The sequence below is a fragment of the Erythrobacter sanguineus genome (assembly GCF_900143235.1).
Taxonomy (GTDB): Bacteria; Pseudomonadota; Alphaproteobacteria; order Sphingomonadales; family Sphingomonadaceae; genus Erythrobacter; species Erythrobacter sanguineus.
The window spans coordinates 68,442-86,854 of record NZ_FRDF01000007.1 but is presented as its reverse complement, the minus strand read 5'-3'; the positions used below and the strand labels follow the sequence as shown (position 1 = coordinate 86,854).

Here is an 18,413-nt window from a genome sequence, read left to right as displayed (position 1 = left end):
AGTCTGTGACCGGCCCGATACTGCAAATTCAACCCGCCCGGATCAGCTGGCAGCCTCCGCCGAAGCCGCCAGCGTGCTGGCCAGTGCTTCAAGCTGGACCGAACAGCCCTTGGAAATCAGCGCCTCGGCCAAAGCATCGGGCTGTTCGTAATCCTCGGCCAGCAGCACGAAGTTCAGTTCCGCACTGGCGCTGCCATCCGGGCCGGTGACCATGTAATGCCCGCCTTCGGCCACCGGCATGCGTGCCGGATCAAGCGCGGCGACCGTGACCGTATCGTCAAAGGTGACTTCGGCCTTGGCCTCGGTTTCGCCATGGGCGCTGATGCGGTAGGTCGCGGTGCCCTCGGTGCCGGGACGCCACAGCCGCACGGTGGCAAGGTCGTAGAGGCAGATCGTGCCCGACCGGGTGATATCGACATACCACAGGCTGGGGTTGGTCACCGCCTCGTCCTGTTCGCCGCGCACGGCCCCGGTGCGCACCCGGGTGGCGGCGCGCTTGCGGGTGAGCGAGGCGAAGCGATCGGAGGCGACCTGTGGCCGGTCACCGACCCGGAACGTGCCCGCCCCCCTGATCACCCGCGTTCCTTCGGCGGTCAGCACCGTCACCACGTCGCCCGCCTTCAGGGTGATCGTCGCATCATCACCGACCTTGGTGCCGACCGGATACTTGGTCGACGACGGGCCGGTGGATTTGACCACGACCCCCGCCATCGCCGCCGCCGGCAGCGCCAGCGCCGCGCAGCCCAAAGCCAGCGCCGTCATCATCTGTTTCATTTTAGCCGAGAACATAAGTTCCTCCCTCGTCCATTTCCTGCATCCGCTCTACCAGATTACGTAACGCTGAATCATCCGGATGACGACCAGCAACCTGCTGCGCCAGCCGGAGCGCTGTTGCACGGTCGCTGGCGGCCAGCGCGCAAGCCTCGGCCAGAACCGTGCGATCGGCATCCGGGAATTGCGGCGCGGGCTCGAACAGGTCGACCGCCCGTGCCCGGCCGCGCAATTGCACCCGGCCCATCTGCCGCCACCATGCAAGCCCCGAAGCCTCGGCGAATTCGCGGCTTGCCATCACGCTGGATTCAAGCGCCTTGTTGGCCGCCTCAAGCCGGGCCGCGGTGTTCATCGAATCGCCCAAGGCCGTATACTGGATGCGGGTGGCGCCGCCGAAATTGCCGATCACCGCCTCGCCGTAATGCAGGCCGACGCGGGTCTTGCCGATCTTGGGCAGGCTGGCATCCATCGCCGCGACTTCGCGCCGGAAATCCTCGCCCGCCTGCCACAGCGCATAACCCGCCTTGGCGGCGCGGGTGCCATCATCCGGGCGGCTGATCGGCGCGCCCCAGAAGGCGACCACCGCATCGCCCACGAACTTGTCGATCACCCCGCCATGATCCAGCACCACCTGGCTGAGCAGATCGAGATAGCGGTTCAGCAGCCTGGCCACCATTTCCGGAGCAATCGCGTGGCTCATCTTGGTGAAGCCTTCGAGATCGCTGAACAGCACGAAGATTTCGCGCTTTTCGCCCCCAAGCGACAGCAGTTCGGGCTTGTCGATGATCGCCTGGGCAATATCGCGCGGGATATATTTGCCGAGCGCGCTGGTGGCAAAATTGCGCTGCACCGCCCCCGAGGCGCGCGCCGCAGCCGTGACCGCGGTAAAGGCAATGATCCAGCCCACCAGCCAGCCGACCGCCGGCAGGCCATAGGTATCGACATTGCGCACTTGCAGCAGCACCGGAATGCCGATGAAGGTCACAAACAGCACCACCAGAAAGGGCGCAAGCCGGCGCGCGGGCCATTCGAGCAGCGCGGTCAGCGCCGCAGTCACCACCACCAGCAACGCCAAGGCCCACAGCACCCACGAAGGAATGGGCGCGAGATAGCGGCCATCCAGCATCTGGGCGATAATCTCGGCATGCACCGCGATCCCGGCCGGAACATCGCCGTTGATCGAGGTAAAGGAGGTCTCGACCCGGTCGTAATCGACGATATCGCCGCCGATCAGCACATATTTGCCGGCAAACTGATCGGCCAGAAAGGGCAGCACCTCGGGGTCGGGATCGGCCAGCAGATCGATCTGGAGCGCCGCAAACAGCGGGGCATCGATGAACTTGGGCCGACGATAATCGATCGCGCCTTCATATCCGGCAAAGGCCGGCGAGGCCTCGCCTGCATCCTCCAGCATCGCCCGCCCCAGCAGCGGTGGCAGCTGCGCAACAATGCTCGGCCAGATGCGTGTCGCCCCGAAGGTATTGTCGAGCCGGATGCTGGCCGGATGCGCGCTGGTGCCTTCGAGCCGGGCCTGAAATTCTTCAAGATATTCCTGCTGCTCGTAGACGATGTCGTCCTTGTTGGTCTCCTGGTTGGCATAGGCGATCGCGACAGGAGTCTGCATCGCGCGCAGGGTTTCGATCAGCGCATCATCCTCGTCCTGCGGCTGGTCGAACAGGATATCGATGCCGATGGCCTTGGCGCCCATGCCATCAAGATTGGCAAGCGCACGGGCCAGCATCCCGCGGTCGAGCGGGGAGCGTTTGCGGGCATTGATCAGCGTCTGATCAGTATAGACCAACAGCACGATGCGTTCGTCCTGTTCAACCAGATCGGCCGCATAATAGGCGCGCAGGTCATAAAGCGCGCGTTCCGCCTCGCTGGTCAGCGGGGTCGGCTCCTCACCGCCGGGAAGCACCCAGCTGAAGCGGGCGATGAACAGTGCCAGAAGCAGCACGATCAGGGTCGCGGCGAGCTGCACCCCGCCCGCTTCGCGCACGTTGCGCCAACCGCGCCGCAGCCAGCCGAATGACGAAGGGGCCCGGCCCGGCGATTGCTCCATTATCCGCGCCCCGCGATCCGTCAGCGCACCAGACGGGCCGCGCCGTCACCCACCACGGCAAACGCCGACCAGTAGAACGGGTGCGAGGTATCCGCATCATCCATCAGGCCGATCTGGGATTCGCGCAGCGCTTGGGCGGTTTCGCGGCCGCTCTTGGCGGTATCGCCATTGCCCTCGGCGAACAGGCCCGAAATCAGCCGCCCGGTCGCGTCGAAATCATCCGGCACCGGCCAGTGGCTGGCCAGCACCGTGCGCCCGCCCGCCCCGACAAAGGCGCGCACCAGCCCATCAAGCGCGAATTCGCCGCCGCTGGTCACCCCTGCCTCGCGGGTCGCGCCAATGGTGGCGCTGCCGGCGGTGTCGCAGGCGGACAGGATCACGAGGTCGGCATCGATCCTGAGACCGAAGATTTCAGCGAAGCTGAGCAGACCGTCGGAATCCTCGCCTTCGCCGAAGCTCGTCAGCAAGGCCGGGCGCGGCGGACATTCCGGCTTGGGCGCAGTCACAAGGCCATGGGTGGCAAAGTGCAGGATGCGGTATTCGCCGAGATCGGCGAGCCCCCCGATAGCCGTGTCGGTAAACGCCTCTCCGGTCAGCACCCGCGAGGCGGTGCCGAAACGCGAGGCGGCTTCGAGCAGTTCGTCCGCCTTGATCGGATTGGCCCAGATATTGGGCGACCACTGGCAATCATCCCCGGCCTCCAAAGCGGCGCGGGTGCGGGCGCCGCCGGGGGTTCCCGGACCGATCGGCACATTCTCGCCCAGCCCGAGATAGGCCCGCTTGCCATCCGAAGGCGGGGCCGCGCGCACATCGCGGAAGGCCGATGCCGCCACCGAGGTGCTGATCTGGGTCTTGCGACCAAGCCACGCCGTGCCGCGGAAATCATATTCGTCGGCATTGCGACCCGCCAGCCGGGCCTTGTAGTCGGCGACGCTGGCATCATCGGTCACCAGCAGGTTGAGCGGCAGCTTGAGCAGCGCCCCGTCGGGTTCGAACACGATATGTTCAAGCGCCGGCAGGCGATCTGCAACCGGCGCGAACAGGCGCACGTAAAGTTCACGGGCGCGTTCGATATCAAAGGGATAGGTCAGCACCTGCCCGCCTTCGACGACGGCGATGCTTTCGCGGATCTTGCCGACCAGACTGTCAAGCTCGGCAGGGGTGGCATCGGCCCGCCAGACCCGTTCGTCCGCCTTGGTCGCATAGATCACGAAGGCCCCGCGATCGAGCGTGACCAGTTTCACATAGGCCTCACCCTCGCGCAGGATCGCCTGCAGATCGGGCAGGGTAATGACACTGCCTGTTACCGCCCGATAGCGCGGATAGGCAGCCAGTTGCTGAAGCACCTCGGCCTGCTGCTGCTGCAACTGGGCAAACTGCTGTTCACGCTCGGCAATCTGCGCCTGTTCGGTCCCGGTGATCTGATCGGCAGAACGCAGTTCGATGAGGGCCAGCCTGAGCTGTTCGACCCCGCGCCCGAGATTGGTCGCGGTGCGGAACAGCTGGGCTGCATCATCGCTGCCGGCCGACAATTCCCGCGCCAGCACGGCCTGGGTCTGGGCAAGGCCCGGACGCTGGAGCAGCTGGCTGGCCGCGAACAGATCGCCAGCCACATTGCCATCATCCGGCCCGCCATCCAGCAGCAGCGCGAAATAGGGCGTCAACAGGCTGCGCAACGACAGCAGCGGACGCCCCTCGGCATCGGCGACAATGTCGCGGTACAGCGTCAGGGCATCGGCGCGCCGGCCGCTGCGGGCAAAGAACCCGGCCAGCTGCGCGCGCGCGCTGTCATAGGCGGGCGAATCCGGATAGCTGGTATCCAGCAGGGCAATCGCCTGCCGGTGCAGCCGTTCGGCGTCGGCCGATTGCCCTCTGCGTTCAGACCCCTCTGCCAGTTCGCCAAGCACCTGCGCCCTTAGCCAGATGATCGACACCACCCGGCCATCGCGCACCGATGACAAGGTTTTTTCGGCCTGTTGCAGGAAAGTGGTCGACTCGTCCGCGCGGCCCAGCAGGCGCAGCGCGGCAGCCCTGAGATAGGCGTGCTGGCCATCGAGCAATTGCGCGCGTTCGAGCGGCGTCAGGCTGAGCGTATAGGCGCCGGTCACGCGGTCACTCTCGCTCGCCAGCTGGCCCGCCAGGGCCGGGCCGATCCGCAGCGCCCGGAGTTCATCGGTCTCGCCAAAATCGGATACCAATGGCGCATCGAGCACCGCCAGCGCGGCTTCGGGCTTGCTCTGGTTGAGCGCGTTCATCGCCTCGTAATTGCGCAGCAGGCGGGCCAGCACCGGGCTGGCGGCACTTGCGCTGCGGCTGTCGGCAAACAGGCGGCGGGCCTCGGCATAGTGTCCGAGGTTGGATTGCTGCAGCGCCGCGTTGAGCCGGGCTTCGGTCGCCCCCGGCCCGGCAAGCGCCGCCGAAGACACGGCGAAGAATTCTGCCGCCTCGGCGAAATTGCCGGCATTGCTGCGGCGATATGCCTCGATCAGCGCCTGATCGGCGGCGATCGCCTCGGCCTGCTGGCGCGCGAACGCAATATCGTCGGTCGCAGCGGTCATCGGGATTTCGACCGTTCCGGGAAGCACCTTGTCACTGGCCAGCGAGGCAAGCCCGAGTTCGAGCGCCTTGCCATAAGCGGCAAGACCGCTCGCCGCATAGGTGCGTGTTCCGCTGCGCCCCAACAGCAATTCGCTGCGCAGCGCGCTGCCGGCCTTGGCACAGACCAGCCGCTCGGCTTCGGGCAGGCCGGGTGCATTCACTTTATCATCACTCGGGGTGCAGGTCGCATCGCCTCCGGCAAAGCGGGCAGAGGCAATGTCCGAAGCAGCCCCGCGCACCACCCATAGCGTTCCGACTGGCGCGGCGGCATCGCGGCAGATCACCGAATAACGCCGGTCAAACAGCCCCGCCCCCGGTTCGGGCGAGAGAATCTGCGCTTCGCACAATCCGTTCGACCCGATCGGAAAGGTGTCCCGCAGGCTGAGGCTGGTCTGCTCGGCAGCGGGAACCACCTGCGCGGCGGCCGGGGCAGCCTGTGCCGCGGCAAGGCCCAGCACCAGCGCGAAAACCGGGGCGGCGAGGCGATCAGGAATGCGAATGCTCATTTCACTTGTCCTCCCCGCCGGCACCGGCGGGCGAAAGATACAGCGAGGCATCCCCGCCGCTTGCGACCGGGTCATCAAGCAGCGGATCCTCGGAGATCAGCGGCGCCTCAGGCCGTTCGGGGAAGTCCATCCCAAACTGCTCGTTCTGCTCGGCCGCCGTCGGGGCAACCGGTTCCGCCAGCGTAATCGGATCGAGAACCACCGTCGGATTGTTGAGCGGCGGCAGCTGCTGCTCCGGTGAAGACGGCGGCGGCGGCGGCGGAGGCGGCGGAGGCGGAGGCGGAGGCGGCAGCGGGCAATCACCGGTAACGATAATGCAATCGTTGAACGCGCTCAGTTCAAGATAGGTCGTCGGGTTCTGTCCGGTGCGGTTGAAGTTCACTTCCCTGAAGAAATCTTCGCCGGTCACGAAACTTCCGTCATCGCGCTGTCGGCGGCCATAGGCGAAGACATCGAGCGGAGCGCCCTGGTTGAACTGGCTGTCTGCGGCAATCGACAATCCGCTCTCACCCACCAGGATCCCGCCCTGTTCGATGTCAGTGCCGGTGTTGCGCACCAGCAGCTGGCTGCCGACGCCCAGAGAAACCAGTCCGGCACGCAGATAGCCGAGCGGATCTTCGCTGCCCTGTGCGGCGACCGCCAGCAGCGCATCGCGCCCGGCAAACACCGGATCAGCCTGCAACTGGGCGATGGTATCTGCATCTGCGGCCCAGATGCTGCCCGCATTGAGCGACAGCGTCCCGGCCGGCAAGCCATCATTGTCGGTCATCAGGAGCCCTCCGGGCGTGACCACTTCGATGCGCTCGCCCGCGCGGATGCTCAGAAGCGTATCGGAAGAGGCGTTTTCAAAACGCGCCGTGCCTTCCACCCGCACAATCCCGCTGATATCCGCGCCCACGAACATCGCGACCTCGCTGACGTTCAGACCGCTGAACGAAAGATCGCGGATCAGCAGATCGGGCTGGTTGGGATCGCTGGTGGCGAAAACTTCGGGAAAGAAGAAATCCAGCCCGATGGCATTGATCCGGGCTGCTTCAGCAGCGGTCAGGGTAAAGCCATCACCTTCGAGCGTCCCGCCGAGCACAGCGGTGAAATCGGTCTCTAGCGAGCTGATCGAGACGACATCCGCCCCGATCCGCGCACCCGACAGGATATCGAGATCGCGCGAGGTCAGCGATATTGTGCTGCCGCCCAGCCCGATCGCCCCGTCATCATCGCCGCTGATCGTGATCAGCCCTTCCGACGTCAGCGAAATCGCCGTGCTGCTGCTGGTGGTGGTGGTGGGGCTGCCGATGATCCCGCCCTGTCCGGTCTGAACCGCGATATCCCCCAGCGCGACCGCATCAAGAGTGGCATCAATGTTGATGTTCCCGCCGTCTGCAATCAGCTGCGAGGGCGAGGCTCCGGTCGCAAGCGCATCACCCAGCGCCGAAGCGGTGAGGCTGATGAGGTCGAGGCTCCCACCGGCGACATTCACTTCAAAACGTCCGGCGGTGTTGCCCGAAGCGCCCGGATCGGCCCCCGTGGCATCGGCGAACAGATTTAAATCTCCGGCGGAAATCTGCGCCGTGCTGCCGCTGAGCACCTGAAACACCGATTGCCCGGCCCGCGCAGCGCCCCCGCTGGAGGTACCGGCATTGCTGATCAGATCGATCCGTCCGGCATTTAGCACGGCATCGCCTTCGAGCGCGATCTCGGCCACGCCGGCTTCTGCAAAGCCCCCGAGCTGCCCGGCGGTGTTGGCATTGGCGAAGCCAAAGGCCTCGGCCCGGATGTCGTCGGCGCTCAACGAACCGCCGTTAAGCTGCAACTGGGCACTATCGCTGGTCGCATTACCCATCTGGTCGCCGTCACCGCCATCCGCGAGCGAACCGAGCCGCAGGGTGCCCGGGCTTGAATTTCCAGCCAAGATATTGACCTGCGAATTGGTGAAATTCACCGTAACCGCGTCACTTGCGGCATTGCCGCCAACGCCGCTGGAACCTTGCGTGCCGCCAATACCGCCGATGGCATTGGACAATATCTCGTTGTTGCCGAGCAGTTCGATGGTCGAATCTGAGGCCGTGAGGGTCGCGCTTCCAGCCGTGGCGTTGCCGCCGATGCCGCCCGGTCCGCTGGCGTTGCCGCCGCGCGCTGCCGACGTAAGCTGGATGTTCCCGGCGATCAGGCTTGATCCGCTGATCCCGATCGTGGCCGTTCCAGCAACGGCATCGCCACCACGATCCACGCCATTTCCGCCAGTCGCATCGGCTGATAGCAGAAGTGACGAATTGCCATTGGTATCAGGGATGAAATTGATCGTCGCATTTTCCGCCGCAAACCCGGCCGTTCCCCCGGTAGCAGAGCCGCCCTGCTGGCCGTTGCCCCCAATCGCCTGATCGAAGACGAGGAAATTGCCGACAATGTTGAGCGTCGCATTGGTGACTTCGAGCAAGTTGCTGCCGCTTGTCGCGTTGCCGCCATTGCCGCTGCCCACACCGTTCCCGCCTCTTGCTCCGGCTGTTCCGAAGGCGAGTGCGGCCGTCAGTTCGGCCCCGTTGGTGACGCTGATCAGGCGTTCACCGCCGAACGCATCACCCCCGGATATATTGAGACCAGTGCCTATGCCATTTCCGCCAACACCAAACACTGTGAAGTTCGTGGCGCCCATCGAAATGGTGCCGCCCTCATCGGCTTCGATGATGCCGACACCGCCGGTGCCAACGCCGCCAGTCCCACCTTCAACCTGCGAGCCACCGCCAAAACCGCGTGCGTTCAGACCAATGAAGGGCGCACTATTGGGATCGCCTGCCGGATCCGAAGGCAAGACAATGCTGCCGCTTCCAATCGCCGACAGTCGAACAGTACCGCCGGTGCCCGATCCCCCGATACCGCTTCCGCCATTGGTGCTTCGGCCCAGACCCAGAGCGGCGACAATCCCGCCTCCGTTCGTGATATCGTTGAAGGCATTAGGCGTGTTGCGTTCGACAATCAGCTGGCTGCCCGAACCACGGCTGCGCAGTTCAGCGGAACCGCCAATTCCGTCGCCGCCGACGATAGGGGGATTGTTCCCCTCGTTCTCGCCGCCGGCACCGGTGGCGGTGACCTGCAGGCTGCCAAACCGCAAGATGCCGCCCGCCTCCGCAAAGGCAAGCCCGCCGCGCCCGGTCCCGCCGGTCGCGTTTTCACCGGGCCCGCCGCCAAAACCATTGGCGGTGATCGAAGCATTGCCGATAAAGGTGCCGCTGCCGGTGGTGTTGTCGATCGCGCCGATAAAGGCCGTCCCGCCCGTCCCGTCGCCGCCGCCGTCACCATCGGAAAAACCGCCGAAACCAGTTGCATCAATGAAGGTGTCGCCGCTGACCGAAACAGTAATGTCCTGCAAATTGATGAAGGCCTGACCGCCGAGGCCGGTTCCGCCCACGCCGTTGAGCCCGAAGCCCCCTCCACCCTCGGCAGACGCGAAGAAACTCCCCAGTGTGGCGATGCCGCCCAGACCGCCGAGGATTCCGGCAACGCCACCTGTGCCGTTGCCACCAACGTTCGAATCCCCGCCAAGGCCGCCAGCCGAAAGCTCGGCCGTGTCGGCGATGACCTCGCCCGCCCTTGCGGTCAGAAAGGCATTGCCGCCAAAGCCGTTACCGGCCAGCCCGCCGAGCAATCCGGTCGAATTGTCCGACAGATCGAAACCGCCCGAGCCGCCAAAACCGTCGGCAAGCACATTCAGTTGCGTGAATGTTGCACTGCCAAGGCCGACCGAGCCATCAAAGCCCAGCAGCGCAAGACCGATCTGCGCAAGACCGCCGGTCCCGTCGCCGCCATCGCCTGCGTCTTCCGGCCCCTGGTCGGTGAAACTGGAGTTGAAGCTGCCGCCCGTCCCGCCAGTGCCTGTGGCGCTGCCAAAGGCCTGACCGCCGATCGCAATCGTCCCGTTATCGGCGCCAGCAAGGATGAAAGCGCCGCTATTGAAGTTCGGATCGGCCTGATTGGGGATGCTGAATGTCCCGCCCTGCCCATTGCCGCCGCGCCCGCCGGGAATGATGCCATTGGTCAATCCGCCCCCGCCGCCTTCGCCATCGGCGATCACCGTTGCATCCCCGCCAACCGTCAGGGTCGCCGTATCGATGAGGGTTCCGGTGGCCTGCAGGAAGGCATTTCCGCCCAGCCCATCACCACCATCGCCGCCGAACCCGAAAAAGGCGCTGCCGCCCACGCCGCTGCTGTCTGCCACCGCACTACCGCCAATGTCGACCACACCGGCATCAGCAATCGCCCCGGAGATACCGCCAAAGCCATCGCCGCCTGCGGTTCCCACACCACCTTCAGCGGTTGCGCTCGCCGAGAAATTGCCGGTGACGGTGATGGAGCCGCCCCCCGTTATGGAGCCGGCCCCCGATGACACCAGCCGCGCCGCACCGCCCAGGGCTGTGCCGCCGGTGCCGCCCTGATTGGTGCCGCCTGCGGCATCGGCGACAAGGGTCAGATCGCCGCCGATGACGATCTGGATGATCTGGCCAGGGCCATCGGCCGAAACGCGGGCGTTTCCGGCATCGGCAAGCGAGCCATCGCCCGAACCGTTCGACAAGCCGCCCCTTGCGCTGGCATCAAGAAATGCGCTTCCACCGACGGAAATGTTTCCGTCCTCGAAGATCTCGAACAGCGCATCCCCGCCAAAGGCATCCGAAGCCGTCGAATTCCCGAGTGTCGCTCCGAGGGCACCGACCGCATCGGCAAGCACCGACACATCCTGCTGCACCGAAATGATGCCGCTGTTGGTGGCAAAGAATTGCGCAATCCCGCCGCGTGCTTCCGCCCCGAAGTCATGGTTGAAACCGCTTGATCCCACGCCGCGTGATGAGAGGGTCGCAAAACCATTGACGGTAAGGCTGGCCGCATTGGCGCCCATGCGCGCTGTGCCGGCAAAGGCGCTGCCAGCCTGAAACAGGCCGTTTGTGTCCGGACCGAAATAGGTGCCGCCAAACGCATCTGCCGTCACCAAAGCGTTGCCGCCGACAGCCACGGCGCCATTGGTGTTCGCTTCCATCACGGCATCGCCGCCCTGGGCATTTGCCAGCAGCAATTCTCCAAGGCTTGATGAAACAATTCCATAATCGCGGGCGTCGACCAGCACGTCGCCCGAGATGGTGAAATCCTGCCCGTTGGTGGCTATGAGTTCAGCGTTTTCACGCCCGACCAGCAGCAGGTTGCCCTCCACCAAGCTTCCCGCGCCGGACGCGATGGCCTGCGTGCGGTGCGTACCAACCGCCAGCAGGCTGCTGGTGGCGGTGAAATCTTCAAGGAACAGGTCGGCCTGACCCGAGGAAAATGAATCGGTTTGGCTGAACTGCGCTTCGATCCCGTCGGCAATGGATCCGCCGGCGACAAATCGCCCGAACACGTCGTAGTTAGCGGAAAGAATGATCTCGCCATTGATGACCCCCGCGCTCTGGGCCGGTTCGAAGCCGAGATTGCCGCGGAAAATCATGCTGATCGGATCATTCTGGGCGGCCGCGACCCCATAGATCATGTGATTGTCACCCGTCAGCCCGGTGCTCGACGGGCCGCCGACATTGCCGTCAATCTCCATCACCGTGCCGCTGGCCGCCGTGCCGACCGGGACAATGATGTTGAACAGCCCGTTCGAGAATTGCAGCCGCACCACCTCGCCCGCGACATAGGCGTGGCTGCCGTTGACCAACGCGGTGCCGCGCATCTCCACATCGGCGGCCACCGCTGCGAAGAAGGCATTTTCGGGCGAGGCAGTGATCAGCGCGCCGGCATCGATCTGGATCCGGGCAGTCGAACCGGTTGCACCGGCAAGCTGCATGAACCCGCCATTTTCGGCAAAATCTGCAAAACTGGCAGGAGTCGGGTCAAGCGTGGTCAGCATCAGGCTGCCGACATCGACACTGGCGTTACTGCCGATGAGAATGCCGGTGGGCGAATAGAAGGCGACAAACCCGCCGGGAGTCGGCCCGGTCTGTCCGAAGACACGCGAGATTACGCTGCCATCGATCACCGCGATATTGCCGTTGGTCGCAGGCAGGATCCGGTTGAGCACGGCAAAATCGGAGAAGCTGGAGGACTCGAACCGCGCGGTCGCACCGGTCGGCAGGAAATCGAGCGCATCGCCCACGCCATTCTCGAACGGGGTCCAGTCGATCACCACCGTGGGCGACTGGATGTCGATGAAGTCCTCAAGCGAGCCCTGGATGATTTCCGCGTTCCCGACCACCACCAAGCCGTCGGCATTGATGGCCTGCGCCTCGGCGCGCTGGGGCAATGCCAGCGCCAGGGCCAGCGCCGCTGTCGCACTGCCCAGCATCAGGCGCGAACGGTTCCGGGTCGGATCGGTCATCTCAAAATCTCCACGGGAACAGACGGGCGGTCAAGGAAACCATCAGGCGCACATCGCCGCGCCGGGGCGCAAGATCGGGCCGTTCGAGCGGGACGGCCAGCAAGACATCGCTCTGCAGGCCGCGGCCCCAGGCAAACCGCAAACCGCCACCTGCCGACCACAACCGGTCGGGGTTGCCCGGCCGGCGGCTAGGGTCCCTGTTCCAGACCCAGGCGACATCGGTGAAAACAAAGGGCTGCACGGTCACATAGTCGGGGCCCTTGGGCGCAAGCGATCCGTACCGCAGTTCAAAACTGCTCATGATCCCGCTGTCGCCCAGCACCGCGCCCGGATCATAGCCGCGCCCGATGGTGAAACTGCCCGCCGCCAGTTCCTCGAAGGCGGGCAACGGATCGCTGCTTAGCTGCGCGACTGTCTCCAGCGCGAAGGTCAGCAGCGGATCGGGGCGATATTCGATCCCGGCATTGGCGCGGGCCAGCAGCGGGGTGGGATCGGCCTCGATCCGGCTTGGCGGCACGACCCCGCCGAACAGGCAGGCCAAAAGGTTGGGCCGGCAATCCGGGCTGGCGGAGAAGACATCAAGCCCCTGACGCGCCTCGAACCCGTATTCCAGCCGCAGTTTCGGTTCGAACGGGGAGTAGCCCCCGATGCGACGGATCGAATCCTCGTCGGTCCAGACACCGGACAGCCGGGCATAGACCATGCGAACCTTGTCATCGGTCAGGGCGATGTTGTTCACCTCGACATCCTGATTGACCATGTCGAAGCCGACATCGGCGAACAGGCTGTGCGCGCGGGTGCGTTTGAGCGGATAGCTCGCAAAGATGCTGGCAAATACCGTTTCGGATTCGACATCGAAACCGGGAATGCCGAGCGCGGGATCGGTCGTGCTCCAGGTAAACTGGCCGCCCAGCCGCAGGCCCTCGCTCCCGACGCGGAAATCATGGCCCAGCTGGATCGTTTGCTGCTCTGTGAATTCGAGCGTCGAGAACACCGATATCGACGTGCGGTCACCCATCCCGGTCAGATCATAGATTTCGCCGCGCAGCACCCCGCCGAACCGGCCGATCGCCTCCGAACCGAAATTCTGGATGTTGAGGTCGATCATGCCGCGGCGGCGCAGCACCGCGATCTCGCCCACCAACTCGCCCGGGGCACCGCCCGCCGCCGGTCGCAGCGACAGGCGCACGTCCAGCCCCGGAAGGTCATCAGCCAGCAGCAGATAACGTTCGGCGGTGTTGGTGTTGAACACATCCTGCGTGGTCAGCTTTTCCAGATAACCGGCCACCACCTTTTCCGATGGGCCGGCATCGCCGCGCACGCGGATCGCGGTCAGACGGCCGAACACCACGTTGAAATCGGGGATCCCGTCGGACAGGCTCTGTTCGGGGATTTCGACCGTCGCAAGATAGCCCTGCCGCCGCAGCATGGCATTGGCTTCGGCGCGGATGTCGCACAGCACCGATACGGGCAGTTCGCGGCCCTGATAGGCCAGCCAGGTCTCGTCGAGCGACAGGCCCGGCACCCGGTCCAGCCCGTTGAACTGCGCGCCCTGCACTGTGAAACGGATATCGGCAAATTCGGGCCGGTCGAGCGCGCAGGGCGGGCGTTCGAAATCGCCATCGACCGTCAGCGTGACCGAGCGGTCATCGCGCCGCTGATCAGGCGGGGCAAGATCGCTGCGGGTGGGCGGTGCAATGCGCACCTGCGCCTCGGCCGCCTGCGGTGCGAGAAATCCGCCCATTGCCAGAGCCAGCGCCGAAATGGCGGCCCGTCCTAGGCAATCAGGCGAACGCGGTGGCGCATTCCTGCGAAGCGCACCCTGCGGCGCGCACACCACGGCTTTCAGAACTTGCTGAGCGATCGACAAATTTTTCCCCGGAACGTTCATCCCGCAGCCGGAGGTTATCCCTACAACCGCGGCCGTATGCCCAATCTTCCCGGACAGGAACAGCGGTGTCCCGACACCCTTTTACCCCCATCCCGACCGCCCCCCGGACGATGGACGCGACCCTACAGCCGCAAACGGTAAAGACAAGCGCACAGGCTAATTTTTAGGCACTAATTGTCCATGAAGGTTAACTTTGTCGCATTTGCACAAATCCGGCCCCGTCGGGCCGGTGGCGCAAAGCCCGAAGCTCAGCTTGCCGTGGCCAGCATCACCCGCGATGACGCAGCGGAAAGCGCCGCGGGTTCAAGCTTCAGCCGGCCCGGACGAGTCGCGGCAGGATAGGCTTGTCTGAGCAGCGCCAGCGCATCGCTGATGCGGGCATGGGCATCGGGGTTGGCCGCCTTGATCGCGGCACCACCGCGCGCGGCGGCGGTCTCGGCCACCTTGTAGAAGCCGTAACCATCAAGATAGGGTTCGTAGCGATCATCCTTGGCGGCTATGCGATACATCGCGCCAGCCCGTTCGATCTGGTCGGCGATGATGCCGCTTGCGATGGCGGCTTCGCTGGCGCCGCTATCCGGAGCCTTGTCCGCAGCGCCGCGCAACGCCGTGATGATCGCATCATAGCGCCTGTTAACCTCTGCCGCGTCCTTTCCGTCGAGCACCGCGGTCGAGGCATCGGTCAGCAGCGGCTTGAAATCCTTGACCCCAAGCTTGGCAAAGACCGGATCCATTTCAACCAGCACCTCGGCCGCGGGATGGGCGAACATTTCGGCGGCGGCTTCTTTCCTGCCCGCCGCAAAAGCATCGCGCGCGGCGATGACATGGGCTTCGGTCACGGCAAGAGCAATGCCATAGGCGACCGGATCGCTATCGGCGCGGCTTACCGCAACGCCGCCCTCACCTTCGCCACCTTCGCCTTCGCCGCCGGCGCCTTCACCTTCGCCGCCGGCCTCACCTTCTCCGGCTTCACCTGTTCCGGCCTCGCTCGGCGCCACCGCAGCAGCGTCGGCGCCGTCGCCGCCAGCCTCACCGCCGCCTTCGCCGCCAGCCTCACCGCCGCAAGCTGCCAGCATCCCGCCGGCGAGCGCCGTGCCGAGACCGAGTTGAGTCCAGAGTTTCAGTTTGCTGTTCATGGGGTTGGTTCGATCCTGCATTCGAGCTGCATCCGGCCTGCATCGGGCCGGAAAATGACCATCCCTTCATGACGGAAATGATAATCATTCGCAAGAGCCATTTTCATCGCAACCACGCAGAGGCCTTGCCAGCGCCTTGCAGCCGACCTATCAGGTATGTTACAACATCACACCTTTTTCGACCGGATCGATCATGGCCACCCTGCTTACCCGCTCTGCCCGTATCTCCAGCCAGCCGGACATCCTCTGCGCCATCCGCGCGGAAGAATGCAATCTCGCCATCTGGCAGCGCAGGCCGATTGCCGATTTTGCGGCGCTGACCCAAGGGACGCCGCGCGACCTGCGGTTCGAAACCTGCCTTTCCGGTCTGCCCGCCGCCCTGCGCTCTGGCCTCGCGGAGAACGGCTTTGCCGGGGCCGCGCTCCACCAAACGCTGATCGATGACGCTGCCTTGCTCGCCCGGCTGTTTTGCGAGGCGCTGGATCTGGCCCGGTTCGAATTGCGGCTCGAAGTGGTGCGCAGCGATTCGTGCCGCAAGTTCCACGCCGACTATGTCCGCGCGCGGCTTATCACCACCTATGTCGGCGCCGGAACCGATTGGCTGGAAGATGAAGACGCAGCGCGCATCACAGCCGGTGCAGAGCCGCGCCGCATCCACCGCATGGACCACTTCGATATCGGCCTGTTCAAGGGCAAGCTTGCCACTGATCGGCCTGCCATCCACCGCTCTCCGCCGATTGCCGGAACCGGGGCCGCGCGCCTGCTGATGGTGCTTAACCCTGCGCAAAAGCAGTTGGTCGATAGGGCAAATTCGGCCATTTCCTGAAGCCCGATTGTCGACTAACAGGCACCCCATGCCCGGATCGGGCGCCAATCCAGCGCCGGGCTGCACAGGTGAAAGCGGCCTTCGCGCCATCATGAGGTGACGCTTCCCATGAAGAAATTCCTGCTTGCCGGGGCCAGTGCCCTGATAATCTGCGCCCCTGCCGCACTGATGGCCGAAGAGGGCATGTGGCTGCCGAGCCAGACCGGCGCAATCGCCGAGGACATGAAGGCCGCGGGCCTTGAACTCGATGCCGCGACGCTGGGCGATCTCCAGCGCCCGCCGCTGACCGCGATCGCATCGCTGGGCGGCTGTTCGGCGGCGTTCCTGTCGCCGCAGGGGCTGGTTGCCACCAACCACCACTGCGTTGCCGGTTCGCTGCAATATAATTCCTCGCCCGAGAATGATTACCTGACCAACGGCTTTCTGGCGGCAACGCTGGCGGACGAACTGCCCGCAGCGCCGGGCAGCCGGGTCTATGTGATCGAAGACCTGCGCGATGTGACGACGGCGATGATGAAGGGTGCCGACAGGCTGGAAGGCCGCGCCCGTTATGACCGGTTGCAGGCCAACCGCACCGCCTTGATCGAAGCGTGCGAACGTCAAGCCAACCGCCGCTGCGATGTGCGCGCCTATTTCGGCGGTCAGCAATACTGGCTCCAGCAACAGCTCGAAATCAAGGACGTGCGCCTGACCTATGCCCCGGCGGCGGGCGTCGGCAATTTCGGCGGCGAAAAGGACAACTGGATGTGGCCGCGCCACACCGGCGATTTCGCCTTCTACCGCGCCTATGTTGCGCCTGATGGTTCATCGGCAACCTATGCGCAGGACAACGTGCCGTTCCAGCCCAAGGCATGGCTCCCGATTGCCAGCGACGGCGTGAAGGAAGGTGATTTCATCATGGTGGCAGGCTTCCCCGGCACCACCGAACGCCTGCGCACGGCCGACGAAGCGCGGTTCTATTACGAGGAACTCTATCCCTATCAGCAGCGCATGCTGACCGAGTATGGCGACCAGATAGAGGCCCTGACCGAAGGCGATCAGGCCGCGCAGATCGCCTATGCCGCCACCTTGCAGGGTGTCGAGAACTACGAAAAGAAGATCGCCGGCCAGCTTGCCGGGGCCGATGCGATTTCGCTGATCGACCGCAAGCAGGCTGAGGAATCCGCCTTCCGCGCGTGGATCGCCGCCGATCCGGGGCGCGCGGCACAATATGGCGCGGCGCTGGCCGAGCTTGACGCGCTGGTAGCCAGCAACAATGCCGAGGCGCTGGCCGATGCCCGCCGCGCGATGATCCGGCGCGGCCAGCTCTACAGCGCCGCGCGGCTGCTTTATCGCTGGGCCAACGAACAGGCCCGGCCCGACAAGAGCCGCGAACCCGGTTATCAGGAACGCGACCGCACCTTCGCCACCCAGTCTCTCCAGCGGATCGAGCGCCGTTACATGCCCGAGATCGACCGCGGCCTGTGGGAGGCCGCGCTCGAAGATTACCGCGTGCTGGACGCCGAAGACCGCGTGAAAAGCTTCGATGCCTTCATGGAAGGGCGCGAACTGGCCGAACTTTACGCCGCAACCGAATTGGGCGACACTGCAAAACGGCTCGAATGGCTGGGCAAGCCGGTGGCCGATTTCAAGGCTTCGGATGATCCTTTCATCCAGCTCGCGGTCGCAACCCATGACGAAGCGATGGCCCGCGAGGCGGCCGACAAGGCGCGTTCGGGCGATCTTCAAAAGGCCCGTTCCACGGTGATGGAAGCCCGGCTTGCCTATGCCGCGTCGCAAGGCAAGACGATGTATCCCGATGCCAACGGATCGCTGCGCTTCACCTATGGCAAGGTCACCGGCAAGGCGGTTGACGGGCAGATCTGGACGCCCTTCACCACCGCCGAAGGGATCGTGGCCAAGCACACCGGACGCGGCGAATTCGATGCGCCCGACACCATGATCGAACTGATCAAGGCGAAGGATTACGGGCGTTACGTGGCGCCCGAACTCGGCACGCTGCCGGTCGATTTCCTTTCCACGGTCGATATCACCAACGGCAATTCGGGTTCATCGACGCTGAACGCGCGCGGCGAATTCGTGGGCCTTGCCTTTGACGGCACGATCGAGGGCGTGGTGGCAGACTGGATGTACAATCCCGCCATCAACCGCACCATCCATGTCGATAGCCGTTTCATGCTGTGGACCATGGACAAGGTCGACGGGGCGCAGCGCCTGCTGGCCGAAATGGGCGTAGCCGCCGACTGACCGGCGGCTTCATCTGAATAAGTATGCGGCGCGTGGGAA

The 18,413-nt window shown here is 64.7% G+C and carries 8 protein-coding genes; 2 read left to right on the top strand and 6 right to left on the bottom strand.

The genetic code is table 11. The features are described 5' to 3' along the window. Positions 1-42 precede the first annotated feature (42 nt). The 6 genes from BUA05_RS07165 to BUA05_RS07140 form a co-directional block, all read right to left on the bottom strand. Positions 43-789 (bottom strand): hypothetical protein, encoded by a 747-nt coding sequence (locus tag BUA05_RS07165; protein ID WP_072673982.1) that lies wholly within the window; start codon positions 787-789, stop codon positions 43-45. Beyond that, positions 776-2,833, bottom strand: a complete 2,058-nt coding sequence (locus tag BUA05_RS07160; RefSeq protein ID WP_072673981.1) for an adenylate/guanylate cyclase domain-containing protein — start codon at positions 2,831-2,833, stop codon at positions 776-778. The genes BUA05_RS07165 and BUA05_RS07160 overlap by 14 nt, the downstream gene beginning before the upstream one ends. Positions 2,834-2,853: 20 nt before the next feature. Further along, on the bottom strand, positions 2,854-5,937 hold the full coding sequence (locus BUA05_RS07155) for a CHAT domain-containing protein (protein WP_084662512.1): 3,084 nt from the start codon (positions 5,935-5,937) through the stop codon (positions 2,854-2,856). Position 5,938: 1 nt separating this feature from the next. Continuing rightward, positions 5,939-12,274 carry a beta strand repeat-containing protein gene (locus BUA05_RS07150; RefSeq protein WP_072673980.1) on the bottom strand — a complete coding sequence of 2,112 codons (6,336 nt, stop codon included), beginning with the start codon at positions 12,272-12,274 and terminating at the stop codon, positions 5,939-5,941. A gap of 1 nt (position 12,275) precedes the next feature. Continuing rightward, a complete protein-coding gene (locus BUA05_RS07145; protein ID WP_072673979.1) occupies positions 12,276-14,018 on the bottom strand; it encodes a ShlB/FhaC/HecB family hemolysin secretion/activation protein in 1,743 nt (580 codons plus the stop codon). 395 nt (positions 14,019-14,413) lie between these two features. Then, positions 14,414-15,301 carry a hypothetical protein gene (locus BUA05_RS07140; protein ID WP_072673978.1) on the bottom strand — a complete coding sequence of 296 codons (888 nt, stop codon included), beginning with the start codon at positions 15,299-15,301 and terminating at the stop codon, positions 14,414-14,416. Between the two features lie 193 nt (positions 15,302-15,494). Here BUA05_RS07140 and BUA05_RS07135 point away from each other — a divergent pair, with 193 nt between their 5' ends. Together BUA05_RS07135 and BUA05_RS07130 are read left to right on the top strand one after the other, a co-directional pair. Then, complete coding sequence (locus tag BUA05_RS07135; protein ID WP_143150273.1) at positions 15,495-16,127, top strand: DUF1826 domain-containing protein; 633 nt, start codon at positions 15,495-15,497, stop codon at positions 16,125-16,127. A gap of 108 nt (positions 16,128-16,235) precedes the next feature. Next, entirely contained in the window at positions 16,236-18,374 is a 2,139-nt protein-coding gene (locus BUA05_RS07130; protein ID WP_072673976.1) for a S46 family peptidase, read from the top strand. Positions 18,375-18,413: the final 39 nt, after the last annotated feature.